Source organism: Marinagarivorans cellulosilyticus, from assembly GCF_021655555.1.
GTDB lineage: Bacteria > Pseudomonadota > Gammaproteobacteria > Pseudomonadales > Cellvibrionaceae > Marinagarivorans > Marinagarivorans cellulosilyticus.
This window is the reverse complement of the sequence record NZ_AP023086.1, coordinates 5,253,552-5,267,538: the sequence shown is the minus strand read 5'-3', so window position 1 is coordinate 5,267,538 and position 13,987 is coordinate 5,253,552. Positions and strand designations below refer to the sequence as shown.

The following is a 13,987-nucleotide window of genomic DNA, read 5'->3' as shown; positions in this document are numbered from 1 at the left end:
CTAAGGCTTCGCCGCATTTTAGCAAGTTATAGGGACATGAATGTCGCAATATTGCTTCAGGAACTGATCATGCATGGGGAGTTTTTCTACCGTTCGTGAGACATGGTTTTCAACGCTATTTAAAAACTGTTTCAGCTCTTGAGGTCGCATTGCCATCACTATGGGGTGAAACTTTTCTGGTTCAATCCCCTGCCCTAGCATTACTTGTGTCCATGAATCGAGCCTGAACAATTCACCTTCCGTTTGATACGACTTGCCTGCTTGGCGAAATAGCCGTATTCGATGGGCGAGCTCTTCTGGCACGTCCATGTTTTTGCAGTATTGCCAAAACTTGCTATCTTCACGTTCGGTTGCTTTATAGTGCAAGATGATGAAATCCCGAATTTTTTCCATTTCGCTATCGGCTTGAACGTTATATTCATCGATAACGGACTGCTGAATGTTGCCATGAGGGAATAATTGCAAAATACGAGTGACGGCAGTCATCACCAAGTGAATACTGGTTGACTCAAGCGGTTCCAAAAAGCCTGATGATAAGCCGACAGCAACACAGTTCTTATTCCAACTCTTACGGCGCTTGCCAGTCCTGAAATGAATCACTTTAGGTGAAGTGATGAGTTTGCCATCTACTGACTTTAATAGAGAATCAGTCGCTTCATCTTCGGAGAGATAATCGCGGCTGAAAACAATGCCGTTGCCAACACGGTGCTGTAGTGGAATCCGCCAGCGCCAGCCAGCACTGTGTGCAATCGAGCGCGTATAAGGGGAAGGTGCGCCTGACGATTCAGTTTGTACAGCAATGGCACTATCACAGGGTAACCAGTGGCTCCAGTCTTCAAACCCAGTGCGCAGTGTTTTCTCGATCAATAGCCCTTTGAAGCCAGTGCAGTCAATAAAGAAGTCGCCGTGAACTGCTTCACCCGAATCGAGGAGTAAAGTGGTTATATTTCCGGTAGAACTGTCCTGTTGCACTTGGGCTATCTTTCCATCTACTCTTTTGACTCCACCGGCCTTAGCAATTTGAGCCAAAAAAGTGGCATAAAGCCCCGCGTCCAAGTGATATGCATGATTGATTGTGGTATCGCTTACCGTAGACATCCGATTTTCCATGGCGGCTCTAAATTCGATGCAATAATCACTAAACTCCTTGGAAAATCCGAGTGCTTTGCCGCGCTGCCAGAAGTGGATAAATTCGGTGATTAGCGTTTGTTTACCGGTTTCACCGAATGAGTGAAAATAAGTATCATGCCCGTTTTTCCAGTTTTCGAATTGTATTCCCAGTTTAAAGGTTGCATGTGTTGCTTTCATAAACTCTTGTTCGTTAATACGCAATAGTCTATGAAAAGTTTTCATTGGGGGGATGGTAGCTTCGCCTACACCAACTGTGCCGATTTCTGACGATTCAACTAAGGTAATATCAACTAAGCCACCCATCTGCTGTGATAGCGCAGATGCCGCTAGCCAACCGGCTGTACCGCCGCCAGCTATAACGACCCTTAGAGGTTTAGTGCTATCAGTTTGCATAATTAAGGTCTTACCGGTTTAATTTATTGATTAATAAAGCTCTGAGTTTGCGAGCACTTAATTCGTCTAAATTCCCTAATAAGCCTTGAGCTTCGCTAGGAATTTGGGATGTGGCATTGTTCGCGCCATTAAAGATGTAATAGTCAAATACGTGCTTCCACGCTTCCCGCTCGTGTTTAGGCTTGTCTCGAATACCTAGCATAGCGGCATAAAGTGCATTCATACCCGAAGTCATGTAACGCGGGGCATCATTCCACCAGTAATTAACCAAAACATTAAAAGGCGCTAGCGATTGTACGTGATGCCACCACATGCTGGGTAAAAAAAGAGCATCCCCTGGCTCGAGTTCTGCAACTTGAGCAGTATTGATGGCGTCTCTAAACTTCGGGAACTGTTCGAAATCAGGGTTATCAAAGTCTACAAGGCTAACCACCTGCCCACCAGGCGTGGGTTCTAGTGGCCCTGGATACAAATTGTCAATTTGATCGGGTGGGAATAAGGTAAAACGCCGCTTACCAGCAACGCAGCAAGCTATATTATCGAGAGCATCGTAATGGCAGCTTGCGACGGTGCTGGAGCCGAGCCAAATACTAACGGTTTCGGGGTCAACTCCATCGTCAACTTGTCTAGGTACTTGGATATCATTTTCGTCTCTAAGCCTAGGTAGATGAGTGCTAATTATGTTTGACGCGATATAGTAGTCATGAGGGCAGTCTTCCTGAAACCCTTGGTAAATAGCCTCTAGTGTCTCATCGATTCTTCCTCTGTAACTTGAGTAGTCAAGCTGGCTCAAACTATCATCATAAAACAATCGCCCTTTTGCTTCGGGCTTGAGCTTACAGACAACGGTTGGTCGGCCGTTGTAAAAACGATTCAGATAATCGATGACTGCACGGTCAGATTTGCGAGAAGCTTTTACCAGTGGCCAGTCTTTAACCAGCTGTTTAATAATTACAGGCTCATTTAATTGAATGATTTCAGTGGGGATAGTGCTTGGGTTAATGCCGTGAACCACCTTAGTTTTACGCTTAATATCTAACACTTTCAGAAACTCCGAAGATCAATATGTAGCATCTAAGCCCTATTTTTTGCGTTCTTCATCGCGATTAAGAGTTTAATATTCGATAGTGATGAGATTGCAAAATAAGCCGCTTGTAAAAATCCTGTTTTCGATAGTTCTTTCAAGGCATCGCCATCGAGAGCAGTAAGTCGCTCGATATTAACGGTATAAAACCCCTTCAGTTTTAGTTTATGTGAGTTCTCAAGATCTACGTTGATTGCAACCGGTTCGATTAATTCGTATTTTTCGAATACGGCAAACATACGCTTATTCAGTTCAACACCGTCACGGACAACGTTAAGTAAGTGGCTAATATGCTCAAGGTAAGGGCTGTTACCACCTTGCGCCAAAAACACATTAACGCCTTGTGTGGTCGAGATTTTTGGGTGCTCCATATCCACATGCACCATTGGCGAAACAACTTCTTGACCATTTTCTTGTCGAGCCTGAAAGCCAATCATGAAAGGGCCGCGCGCAATGGCTGCGGGCACATAGTGTGCTTGCCAGCCAGGGTTGTTTTGTTGCAGGGACTGTTCTTGGACCTGTAGAAAAAGGTTTTCATCTTGCTGCAGCCCCAGAAGTACGACCGCCTGATATTGGTTCGAGGGCGGGTCTTTTCGAAATAAGATGGGGTATTCCTTCTGAACGTCAGAGAACTCGGTAACAAAGGTAATAGTGCTACCAACGTTATCGCCAAGATCACTTGAGTAGATGGGGTTCACCTTCAAATCTTTATGTGTGATGTTATCCAGTAATTCATTTCGTGCCATAACAAACCGCTTTACATTGGGTAAATGAGACTCTAGCTGGGCCGAGTCAGTGTAACGACTATAGCGTAAAAGCATTGATCAAAAAAAGAGCCGCACGATGGCGGCTCTTTACAGCTATAGAAATTTAGACCATCAATAGGTATCGCTTAGAACTTGTAGCGAGCACCGATTTGATAGCGAGCACCCAAGTCCTCTAAGCCCCACAGCATGGCTTTGTTACGAGCGTATTCGCGACGATCTTCGCCAGTAATGTTTAGCCCTTCGAAAGACACAGAAAGGTTGTCAGTAATATCGTAAGACACGTTCAAATCAAATTGCGAGTGATCTTCGATAAAACCTGGGTTATTACCTGAACCAACGTTTTGACGGTTCAAGTAATCATCACGCCAGTTGTAGGCTAAACGCGCTTGTACACCATAATTTTCGTACATCAATACCATGTTGGCGGTATCACTCAAACCTTCCAGAGCATACTGTTCCTCAAGGCTAAATACATCAAACTCAGTGTTGCCACTTACAATGGTGTAGTTAGCCATCACGCCGAAGCCCGTGTCGCCAAAGAAGTGTTGAACGGCCAGCTCCATACCTGAGACTTTACGCTGCTCGTCATCATTGACAGGAGTAGTCACTTCAAACTCCATTAATGGATCGTCGTCTCGAGGGTAAATAAAGCAATCAGCAGTCGTACAACCTTCACCAAGTGCACTTTGCTGCCCTACAGTCCCATCATAGTCATCAGCGCCGTTAGGGAAATCCGTTGGGTTATCAAGGATTGATATCATTGCATATAGCGCTGGGTCACTAACCTCCCAACCGCCGTCTTGGAGTGCCAGAAGTGCAGCTTGAGCCCTTGGACCGGCTGTTTGGTTCCGAACCTCAAAAGTTCTAATGGAATCCTCGTTGCCAACGAAGTTATCAACGCGCTTTTGGAAAAATCCAACAGACGCCATACTTGTATCGTCAAAGTACCACTCAAAAGACAAGTCATAGTTCGTTGACATGAGGGGCTTCAGGAAGGGGTTATTGGCATTAGCTCGTGGCGTTGAAGCGAGCAAGGTACTACCGCCGACACCAAAGCCGTTAACGGCCGATGTCAAGCTAGCCAACCCTGCACGTGCGATTGTTTGGCTTGTTGAGAAGCGAGCAACGATGTCATCGGTAAAGTTTACTTGAACATCTAAGTTCGGCAGCAGCACGTCGTAATCGTTCTCAGAGATGGTTGCATCGACGGGCACTGACTCTTGAGCAAAGTCGTTATCGGACTGCCAAACAAATCTCGCCAACGGTGGCGTATTTGAGATAGATGTTTGATCGGTTGCTTCATAACGTAAACCGGTCAAGACATTGACTTGGAAGTTGCCAATTTGGCCATCAAAACCCACTTGGAAGTAGGCTGCAAGCGTATCTTCTTCGATGGTATCGCTAGAAGCAGTATTACCACCATTGTTTTCTACGCCGACATAAGCACCGTACTCGCTAACCAAAAAGGCTGCCAAATCTCTCGCGTCTGCGCGGAAACCAGTTGCAGGGGCTGAGCCAGTATTAAAGTCGGAATACTCGCCAACCAAGTTGAATGGCTCGAAAGAACCGTCTGGGAATTCACCTGGTGCGGCAGCGCCCCAACCACCCAATACTTGCTGGTTATTACCATTGTAACTGGTGGTATTCGATGACATTTCGCGACGCTCTATACCGAAGTCAAACCGGCCCTCATCAAACTCCCACATTCCGTCAAATTTAAACTGAGTTACATCAGAGACTTGCTCAGCAGACCAAATGCGCAATACGGTCGAGCTCAAGTCGTTCTCATCGATGATTCCATCGCCGTTAGAAACGATGCTGTCGTCTGTATCCCAAGTCCAGTAAGGTAAGTCACTACCATAGTACAAGGTTTTACCGGTTTTGATTGGTGCGCCTACACCCACGTCAACCTCACCAGCATAACCGGGGCCTGTTGGCACACTTTCCATTGTTGAGTCGTGAACATCAAACGCAAGTGTTAAGTTATCATTAACTTCCCACTCTACATTCAAGCCTAACGAATCAAGCGTATCTTCCTGAGAACGATAATATTGTGAATAACCAATGTCTCTGACTGTTGGGCTATTTTCTGGGTCTTGATTGTACAATTCGGTAATTACTACCGGTGTAGCGATAGCTTGATTATCGAATTCTACGGTCTCGAGGAAGGGAGATCGTTGCACCCAGTTTGTTACTTCACCACGATGCTCGCTTTGCTCATTTTGGGCAAAGGTATAGTCAACGGTCGCAGTAATTGCATCAGTCGGTGCGTATTGTAAAGTTAACTGCGCGTTAGTACGGATACGCTCACGGTCAGAAAACGTGTAACGAATATCGTAAGGGCGTGTGTACAACTGTCCATTATCAGGTGCGTTGACGAATACATCTGAATCATAGGGCTCATTAAAATCAGACTGCCCGCCAATCAAGCCCCACTCATTAACATCCCAATCGTTAACAGTGGCCCCAGTATAACCTGAGTCACGCTCTTGGTAGCTAGCACTTAAGCCAACACCAAATTTAGCATCATCATCAGTCCAACTGAAAATGCCTGAGAGCTCTGGTGTGACGTCATCGCCTGTGCGGTTTGTCGTGTCGTGGACTAACTTGCCGCCGACAGATGCATTCAATCCCGGCGTATTCAAAGGCCTCGCGGTCAAAACATTTACTGTCGCACCAATACCACCGGTGGTGATGTTTGCTTTACCTGTTTTATAAACTTCTACGCCAGAAACGCCTTCTGAGGCAATGTTGGCGAAATCGAATGCACGCGAAGCACCGCCGCGAGTGGTTTGGTCAGCGCCAGAGCCGCCGCCGTACGCACTACCTACAGGCATAGTACGACCGTTTAAGGTAACCATGTTGAAATCAGGACCCCAACCACGAACGGTGATTTGCGAACCTTCACCGTTGTTTCTGTTAATAGAAACACCGGTAATACGTTGTAGTGATTCTGCCAAGTTGGTATCTGGAAATTTACCAATATCCTCCGCACTAATTGCATCAACAACACCAGCCGAGTCACGCTTAATATCCATGGCATTTTGTAATGATGCCCGAATCCCCGTAACCAACACCTCTTCAACAGGTGCGGCGTCTTGTGCCATTAGTGATTGACTAGAAAGTGTTAGCACCGATGCTGCAATAGCAGCACTGAGTGGCTTACACTTAAAACGATTTGTATTTTGCATACTTCCCCCGAAACATTGGATATCTTGTAGGTTTTATTGATTGTGTAGTGTTATTTTTTTGGCTTTTTTGAAATTAATCGGACCCCGCATTGCTGCGTAAACGTTTTGTTAGGTTCGAGGTGGGTTAAGCCTTCCCCATTATTAAAAGCGTTAATATTTGCACTAACAGGTTCTATCGCAACACAATCGCGTGTTGGTGGAATGCATACCTGTAAATAGTTGAATGCATTAATTCCCACTTGTTGCCATATCTCTAAACCGTGTTGATATTCTTCCGACCATAAATAACTCGAAGCTATGCTATTTTTAACCTCTTGATTTAGGTCTAGTTGAAAACAGTGATCAAGGTTTTTATTGCCAATAGCATTGAGTTTATTGAAGTGCTCATAATGATATTTATGTCCAGTTGGTAACAAGCGTTTGTCGACTGAAATATGTCGAACAGTCGGCAATTGCATCTGCCAGTTAGCGAGGCTACCACGTAAAGTAAAATAAGGGTGCCACCCAATGGCGAGTGGAGCGTTGCTCTGGTGACGATTAGTGATATTAAATGTCACTTTTAAACCATTGGTATCATGGAGGCAGTACTCGACCTCAATTTCCATTGGAAATGGGTAAGCTTCTAGGTTTCCTGTATATGAATATTGAAGGGTAATTCGAGTTTCGTTGGGGGCTGGGTAAGTCGCATTTACATTGACGGCGAGGTTAAATAAAAATCCGTGTAAGCGATTACGCAAGGCGGGTTCATTTAAAACGAATTGGTAGCTTTTTCCCGCATAACTGTATTTTCCGTTGTCCAATCGGTTGACGAAAGGAAACAATAAAACACCTTTGTAATAAGGGTTGCCATTAGCAAATTCTTCGGGGCTAATGGGGCATATAACTTCTTCTTGGCGTGATTTTTCATTTGTCAGTTGCAGGCGGTTTATTGCGCCACCGAGTGATGGAATAATTTCAATAAGGCTTAGGCCTGTATTGGTAGAAAACTGCAAAACCTCAAAATTATCCGAAGCAACCGGCTGATTACTGAACGGGTTTCGATCCATCTTTTAAAGCCTCTATAACTGCATATAAACTACTGAGACCGAAGGCGCTTCACCTGCCTATCTATTATTGCAGCATCTAAAGCTTACAACGTAAAAAATGTATAAAGCATGGAAGCTGAACCGCCAAATCTGCTGAATGTAAAAATGTGTACTGAATTATTATTGATGTCGTACGGTATTGCCAAAACTAACGCGGTATTTTGCAAATACTCTAATCAGTTAGGCAAGGTTACCAAGCTAAGTTACTGACTGTCTTAACCTGTTATGACAAGAACATAGTACTTATTTAACTACCTATGCGTTAAATAAGTACTGTTGTGTATTTAAACGTTGTAAGGCTTTATGGTGATGATCTTTCCGTTTTCATCATAAGAAATAGGCGTTGCCTTAATGGACCTTAAATGGGTTACGCCTTCAGACAGTGTACTGTCGTGGTAAAAGAGAAAAGACTTGCCGTTCATTTCACAAATAGAGTGATGAGTTGTCCAGCCCAGTACCGGCTCTAAAATGCACCCTCCATATGTGAAGGGGCCGTACGGCGAGTTGCTAGTGGCATAACAAATGGTGTGGTGGTTCCCAGTTGAATAAGAGAAGTAATAAATGCCGTTGTGTTTATGCATCCAAGCGGCTTCAAAAAAGCGGCGCTCGTCATCAGCTTTAAAAGGCTCGCCGTTATTATCAAGAATAACCAGTTCTTTTGGTTCTTCAGCAAAGCTTTTCATATCGTCTGCCAGTTTAGCGACAATAGGATTTAAAGCGGTTTCTCCTGCAGCTGGTTCGCAGTGCTTTTCATCAAAGCTGTTGTTTCTATATTCTTGTAACTGGCCGCCCCAAAGCCCGCCAAAGTACATGTAATAATCGTCATCGTCTTGAAATACTGCGGGGTCAATAGAGTAAGAATTCTCTATAGGGAGTGGCTCTGCTGTAAAAGGGCCATGTGGGGTTTTTGCGGTTGCAACACCAATTTGAAACTTGCCTTCATAGTTCCTGGCGGGAAAGTAAAAATAATAGGTGCCGTTTTTATGTGCGGCATCGGGTGCCCACATTTGGCGCTCTGCCCAGGGAACATCATCAACATGTAATGCCATCCCGTGGTCTATAACCGCGCTTTGCACATCTGTGCTGGAAAGCTTGTTCAAAGCCGCTTCGTCCATGGAAAATACATGGTAATCACACATAGCGAAGTGATCGCCATTATCGTTAAATGGAATTCCAGCATCAATATCGTGTGAGGGGTAAATGTATACCCGGCCTTCAAAAACATGCGCAGACGGGTCTGCGCTGTATTGATGTTTGACTAAAGGTTGCGAAATAGGGTCGGCATTTTCCGGGAGAACTTGCCAGCATTCTTGTTCAGTAGAGTGACTCATAAATACCTTGGAGCTATTATTTGTAGAATATCAGGGCATCTCTAAAAATGCACTTTTTCCGCGATAGCGGCATCAGCTCCGTCCTCGAGTCCTCATTTACACCACGTAAACTGCGGCTCTCCGGGCGGTGCTTCTTTGCTCTCACAAAAAAATTACTATTTTTAGGGGTGCCCATCAGTAAAGATTAGGCAGCGGCCGCCATGCGACGATCTGCCAATGATTTTTCGATGTCGTTTTCCATTTGCTTATTAATGCAATAAAACAGCATTAAGCCGCTAGCAATAAAGAACGGTATGCCTGCAAAGAAGCTCATCGATAATTTAATGCCTTCTTGCGTGGCCAGCGTTTGCGTAACTAAGCCGACATCGTAGTCAAAGTTATCCAGCATAAATCCGACTAATGCGCCACCTAGGCTTAAGCCCACCTTTAAACCAAAAATCATGGCGGCAAAGGTAATGGCAGTGGCGCGGCGGAAGGTTTTCCATTCAGAATAATCGGCAACATCTGCAATCATAGTCCACAGCAAAGGAATGGTGATACCGTAGAGAAATCCGTGCAAAATTTGGGTAATAAACACAGGGGCGATGCTATCGCTGGGAATGAAGTAAAAATAGCATTGGGCCGCAGTGGCTAAGAACAGTGCGATACCAAAGACATTACGCTTGCCAAACTTGTCGGCAAAGAACTTAGAGAAGCCAATACCCACGATCATTAGAATAATGCCTGAGGCATTAAATACACTAAAGCCTGAAGTGGGCGCGTCTTCTGGCCAGGCGAATTCAGTAAGGCCCATAGAGGTGAGGCTGCTATTAAGTGCTGCCATCGACGCGTTAAAGCCTGAGCTGTCTAAAAAGGCTGCTAAAGCGGCTTCGTCTAAATAGTTTTCAAAATAATAAATATACAAGCCGCCCTTCAGCGCTAGCCCGGTAAATACAGCTGTTGTTACCAGCAAAATAATTAGCCAAGGTACGTTGGTGATCAGGTCTTTCAGGTCATCTGTAACCTTAGAAGACTTGGCCGCAACAGTAGTAATGCGCTCTTTTGTGGTGATAAACGTAATGAGGAAAAAAACAACGCCAACGATAGAGAACATAGTCATGGCTCGGCTAAAGCCTACGGCTTTATCGCCATCGCCCATGATCAATACAATGGGCAGAAGCAAGGCCTGAATAATAAACTGTGCAACCATAACGGCGACAAAACGATAAGACGAAACGCTGTTGCGCTCTTGCATATTGCCGGTGAGCACGCCACTGAGCGCGGCATATGGTAAGTTATTGGCAGAGTAAACAAACAGCAGCAGCACATAAGTAATAAAGGCGTAGATGATTTTGCCTTGCTCGCCAAAGTCGGGTGTGCTGAACGCCATTAAGGCAATTACACCAAATGGGACAGAAGTAAATAAAATCCAGGGTCTAAATTTCCCCCAACGCGTATTTGTTCTATCGGCCAAAATACCAATAAGGGGGTTAAAAAATGCACCGATCATACCGCCAGTAAAAATAATGACGGCCGCCTTAGCTGGTGGAATGTTGTAAACATCGGTATAGAAAAAGGTGATGAAAGTCATCAAAGTCTGAAAGATCAGGTTGGCAGCTAAGTCGCCTAAGCTATACCCAATTTTTTCAATAACGGATAATTTTTCTGTTGGCTGTTGCATTATTATTCTAGAGACCTATTTTTATGGCATTTATGGGCAGCATTAAGAGTGCTCTTAATGTACGGCACAAGAAGACGGAGTATGGCTTCAGGGGAAAACTGCACATCAGGAGGGGGTAGTCATTCATCACAATAGCACCGCTAAGTTTTTAGGCTCTATACCGTTTGTAACCAATACCTAGTAGATATTTCTCATTCGCTTTTCCGGGCAAGGTATGGCTGTGCCTGAAAGGAATGAATTGATAAATTTAAGCATTGGCTCACAAAACGAAATCGAGCGTGTTTGCTAGCAACTTTGATGGTTAATGAATAGTGATATGGGCAATCTAACTGTGATTTGGCCTGCAGTTTCTGCCTGCTTAATTGGCTGTTGTCATCATTTAAATTGGCAAACAGGTATTTTGCATCTGCTAGTCGTTAACACCATATGTTCCTGCTCAAAGTATAGGCATAAATGCACTAAAAATGGGTTTAATTTTGCAGCGCAGGGTGCGTGTTTAGGGGCATAGAATCCCAGCGTGATAACTGTTCGCATGGCTCGGCGTGAATAAAGACGCATAAGCGCAATGATGCGAACAGGCCTATGAACCATTTATAGAGTGCGAAGCTATGAATAATAAAATGATAACTAAGCTTCTTCTGTTGGCTGGTATCTCTGCTTTACCGCTAGCAGCTCAAGCGGCACCAGACCCCAATTTCCACATATACCTGCTATTAGGACAGTCAAATATGCAGGGTACAGCAACGATCCAAGCGCAGGACCGAGGCATTAATAATCCGCGGGTACGTACCTTGCAAAGCGAAAACGGTTGCTCTGGGCAGAACTGGACTTACGGCCAATGGCGTGTGGCAGAGCCACCACAGGTGCGCTGTAACCAAGAAGGCGGCCTTGGCCCTGGCGATACCTTTGGTCACACCATGGCTGCCAATACTGACGATAACATCACGATCGGCTTGGTGGGTGGCGCTTATGGCGGTGCCAAAATAGAATACTTTCTGCCCAACTGTGGAAGCGACTGTACCCCGCCTTATGGTGGTATTAGCGGTGCGCCCGATAACGGCACAGGCGGTTATAAGTGGGTACTCGATCTCGCGAAAAAAGCACAAGAGGCAGGTGTCATTAAGGGCATCATCTTTCACCAAGGAGAGAGTAATTCTGGTCAGCAAAATTGGCCTAGCTTAGTGAATCAATACATCACAGCGCTGCGTACCGATTTGGGCATTAGCGCGGCAGACCTTCCCTTTATTGCTGGTGAACTTCCCTATACGGGTTGCTGCAGTGGCCACAATACCTTGGTGCGGCAAATACCCAACGCCGTACAAAATGGCCATTACGTAACGGCTGAGGGTGGCTTGAATGATAAGGGCGATGGGCTGCACTGGAATTCTGCCGCTGTCCGTGAAATGGGCCGGCGTTACGCAGCCAAAATGCTAACCTTGGTGGATACCAATAGCGGGCCTGTTGATTGTGGCACACAAGATGGTAGCCCAATTTGTTGCAACATTAGCGCCGATCCAGACGGCGACGGTTGGGGCATTCAAAACGATAACCAAACGTGTTTGGTTACGCCAGCAACCGATGGCTATATCCCGCCTAACCCTGATGATGTAGTCGCAGCGATTAATGTTGGTGGTCAAGGGGTTTCTTTTGATGGCGTTTATTACCAAGCCGATACTGGCTATACGGGCGGCATGGCTAACAGCACATCAGACTCTATTACCGGCAGCGATGGCAGCGCCCTGTTTCAAACTGAGCGCTATGGGGATTTCACCTACGAAATCAGTGTGCCCACCGGTGACTACGACGTAACCCTCGATCTTGTCGAGCTATATTGGGATGTGGCCGGTAGCCGAGCGTTTAGTGTGAGTATTGAAGGCAATACCGTGGTAGACGACGTCGACTTGGTGAGCCAGGTAGGCCACGATGTTGCTTGGTTAGCCGGCCCTTTTGCTACCCGAGTTCAAGATGGCAGCTTAAGTATTGCGGTATCAACAACCACCGATAACGGCACATTAAGCGGGATTCTCGTGCGCACGGGAACAGCGCCTACACCCAGCTCTTCTTCTGTTAACTCGCAAGTAGCAAGCAGTTCATCAGTGGCAAGTTCTTCGTCGCAGGCTGCGGTTTCCAGTTCAGAGGCTTCCTCAGTGATGCCAAGCTCTTCTTCCGCTGCAGTATCTAGCTCTTCTGCGACCAGTGAGCCTGTAAAACTCGGTAGTGCTGATTGGTACTTTCTAGTACTCATGGGCTTTGTTGTTGCGCTTCGACAAAAATTACGAGGGGCTGCGGCTTCTTAAATTATAGCTCCACCCCTTCACCATTTGACGATGGGTCTTGCCCCTAACGTACTACCATTGGTGTGTTAGGGGCTTTTTTTTGCGTGCGGTTTCTAGGATTATGTGCACGGATATGACACAACAATGGAACCCATATGAAGCTTGCCCTTACCTGCTTGCTGTTATTAATACCGTTAAATAGCATTGCCGGGCAGATTGCTTTTACTTTTGACGATGCGCCTATGGGCGATAGCGCGGTGATGTCTGGTCAGCAGCGAACAGATCAGCTCATTAAAGCGTTAAAGTCGGCTGCTATTCCCGATGCTCTGTTTTTCGTAAAAGCCGACGCCATTGATGCATCAGGCGATAAACGGCTAAAGCAATATATCGAGGCGGGCTATCATTTGGCTAATCATAGCTATGCTCACCACTCTGCGAACAAAACACCGGTTAATGCATTCCTTATTGATGCTTACAAGGCACATCTACAGCTAAAAGATTACTCGAATGTACTGCCCTACTTTCGTTTTCCGTATTTACATTACGGCCAAGATACTGCTGCCATTAATGCCTTACAGGCAGGCTTGTTAGAACTGGGTTACTTGAATGGTTATGTGACAGTCGATAACTTCGATTGGTATATGAATGCGTTACTCAATAATGCTAAAAAGGCAGGCAAAGTCATAGATTATGAAAAGTTTGGCGCGCTGTATGTGGAAGTGATATGGCAGGCTATTGTGTTTTACGATGCTATTGCCGTAAAAACCCTAGGGCGCTCACCGAAGCATGTATTATTACTTCACGAAAACGATACTTCCGCGCTGTTTCTTGCCAAACTCGCTCGGCATATTCGCCAGCAAGGCTGGGAAATCATCACACCGCAACAAGCCTATAGCGACCCTATTGCAGCTGAGTTGCCAGCAACAAACTTTCACAAGCAAGGTCGCATCGCTGCTATGGCAAATGCAAAGGGTACAAGCGAAAGCCTTTTACGACACCCAGCAGAAAACCAACAGTATTTGGATAAACTGTTTAACGAAAACAGTGTGTTCGAGGAATAATTGATAAA

General features: G+C 45.5%; 9 protein-coding genes. 2 read left to right on the top strand and 7 right to left on the bottom strand.

Annotation, left to right across the window (positions count from 1 at the left end; all coding sequences use genetic code 11):
* Window positions 1-18: 18 nt before the first annotated feature.
* The 7 genes from MARGE09_RS21360 to MARGE09_RS21330 all read right to left on the bottom strand — a co-directional run bounded on the left by MARGE09_RS21360 (window position 19) and on the right by MARGE09_RS21330 (window position 10,642).
* Window positions 19-1,524: a tryptophan halogenase family protein gene (locus tag MARGE09_RS21360; RefSeq protein WP_236985204.1), complete on the bottom strand. Its 1,506-nt coding sequence runs from the start codon at window positions 1,522-1,524 to the stop codon at window positions 19-21.
* 10 nt (window positions 1,525-1,534) lie between these two features.
* Entirely contained in the window at window positions 1,535-2,566 is a 1,032-nt protein-coding gene (locus MARGE09_RS21355; protein ID WP_236985203.1) for a cupin-like domain-containing protein, read from the bottom strand.
* A gap of 32 nt (window positions 2,567-2,598) precedes the next feature.
* Window positions 2,599-3,354 carry a SapC family protein gene (locus MARGE09_RS21350; protein WP_236985202.1) on the bottom strand — a complete coding sequence of 252 codons (756 nt, stop codon included), beginning with the start codon at window positions 3,352-3,354 and terminating at the stop codon, window positions 2,599-2,601.
* 146 nt (window positions 3,355-3,500) lie between these two features.
* Entirely contained in the window at window positions 3,501-6,566 is a 3,066-nt protein-coding gene (locus MARGE09_RS21345; protein ID WP_236985201.1) for a TonB-dependent receptor, read from the bottom strand.
* A 50-nt stretch (window positions 6,567-6,616) separates the two neighbouring features.
* The gene (locus tag MARGE09_RS21340; RefSeq protein ID WP_236985200.1) at window positions 6,617-7,612 is read right to left on the bottom strand and encodes an aldose 1-epimerase; all 996 of its coding nucleotides are present in this window, start codon (window positions 7,610-7,612) and stop codon (window positions 6,617-6,619) included.
* 323 nt (window positions 7,613-7,935) lie between these two features.
* Entirely contained in the window at window positions 7,936-8,982 is a 1,047-nt protein-coding gene (locus tag MARGE09_RS21335) for a glycoside hydrolase family 43 protein (RefSeq protein ID WP_236985199.1), read from the bottom strand.
* Between the two features lie 184 nt (window positions 8,983-9,166).
* Entirely contained in the window at window positions 9,167-10,642 is a 1,476-nt protein-coding gene (locus tag MARGE09_RS21330) for an MFS transporter (RefSeq protein WP_236985198.1), read from the bottom strand.
* A 608-nt stretch (window positions 10,643-11,250) separates the two neighbouring features.
* On the opposite strand from MARGE09_RS21330, the gene MARGE09_RS21325 reads away from it, so the two are divergent.
* Both MARGE09_RS21325 and MARGE09_RS21320 read left to right on the top strand, forming a co-directional pair.
* A complete protein-coding gene (locus MARGE09_RS21325; protein ID WP_236985197.1) occupies window positions 11,251-12,939 on the top strand; it encodes a sialate O-acetylesterase in 1,689 nt (562 codons plus the stop codon).
* 134 nt (window positions 12,940-13,073) lie between these two features.
* Window positions 13,074-13,979, top strand: a complete 906-nt coding sequence (locus tag MARGE09_RS21320) for a polysaccharide deacetylase family protein (RefSeq protein ID WP_236985196.1) — start codon at window positions 13,074-13,076, stop codon at window positions 13,977-13,979.
* Window positions 13,980-13,987 lie beyond the last annotated feature (8 nt).

What these genes read in the sequence shown, in the direction of transcription:
- MARGE09_RS21360 (WP_236985204.1), bottom strand. Translation starts at nt 1,524, where the DNA reads ATGCAAACTGATAGCACTAAACCTCTAAGGGTCGTTATAGCTGGCGGC.
- MARGE09_RS21350 (WP_236985202.1), bottom strand. Translation starts at nt 3,354, where the DNA reads ATGGCACGAAATGAATTACTGGATAACATCACACATAAAGATTTGAAG.
- MARGE09_RS21345 (WP_236985201.1), bottom strand. Translation starts at nt 6,566, where the DNA reads ATGCAAAATACAAATCGTTTTAAGTGTAAGCCACTCAGTGCTGCTATT.
- MARGE09_RS21340 (WP_236985200.1), bottom strand. Translation starts at nt 7,612, where the DNA reads ATGGATCGAAACCCGTTCAGTAATCAGCCGGTTGCTTCGGATAATTTT.
- MARGE09_RS21335 (WP_236985199.1), bottom strand. Translation starts at nt 8,982, where the DNA reads ATGAGTCACTCTACTGAACAAGAATGCTGGCAAGTTCTCCCGGAAAAT.
- MARGE09_RS21330 (WP_236985198.1), bottom strand. Translation starts at nt 10,642, where the DNA reads ATGCAACAGCCAACAGAAAAATTATCCGTTATTGAAAAAATTGGGTAT.
- MARGE09_RS21325 (WP_236985197.1), top strand. Translation starts at nt 11,251, where the DNA reads ATGAATAATAAAATGATAACTAAGCTTCTTCTGTTGGCTGGTATCTCT.
- MARGE09_RS21320 (WP_236985196.1), top strand. Translation starts at nt 13,074, where the DNA reads ATGAAGCTTGCCCTTACCTGCTTGCTGTTATTAATACCGTTAAATAGC.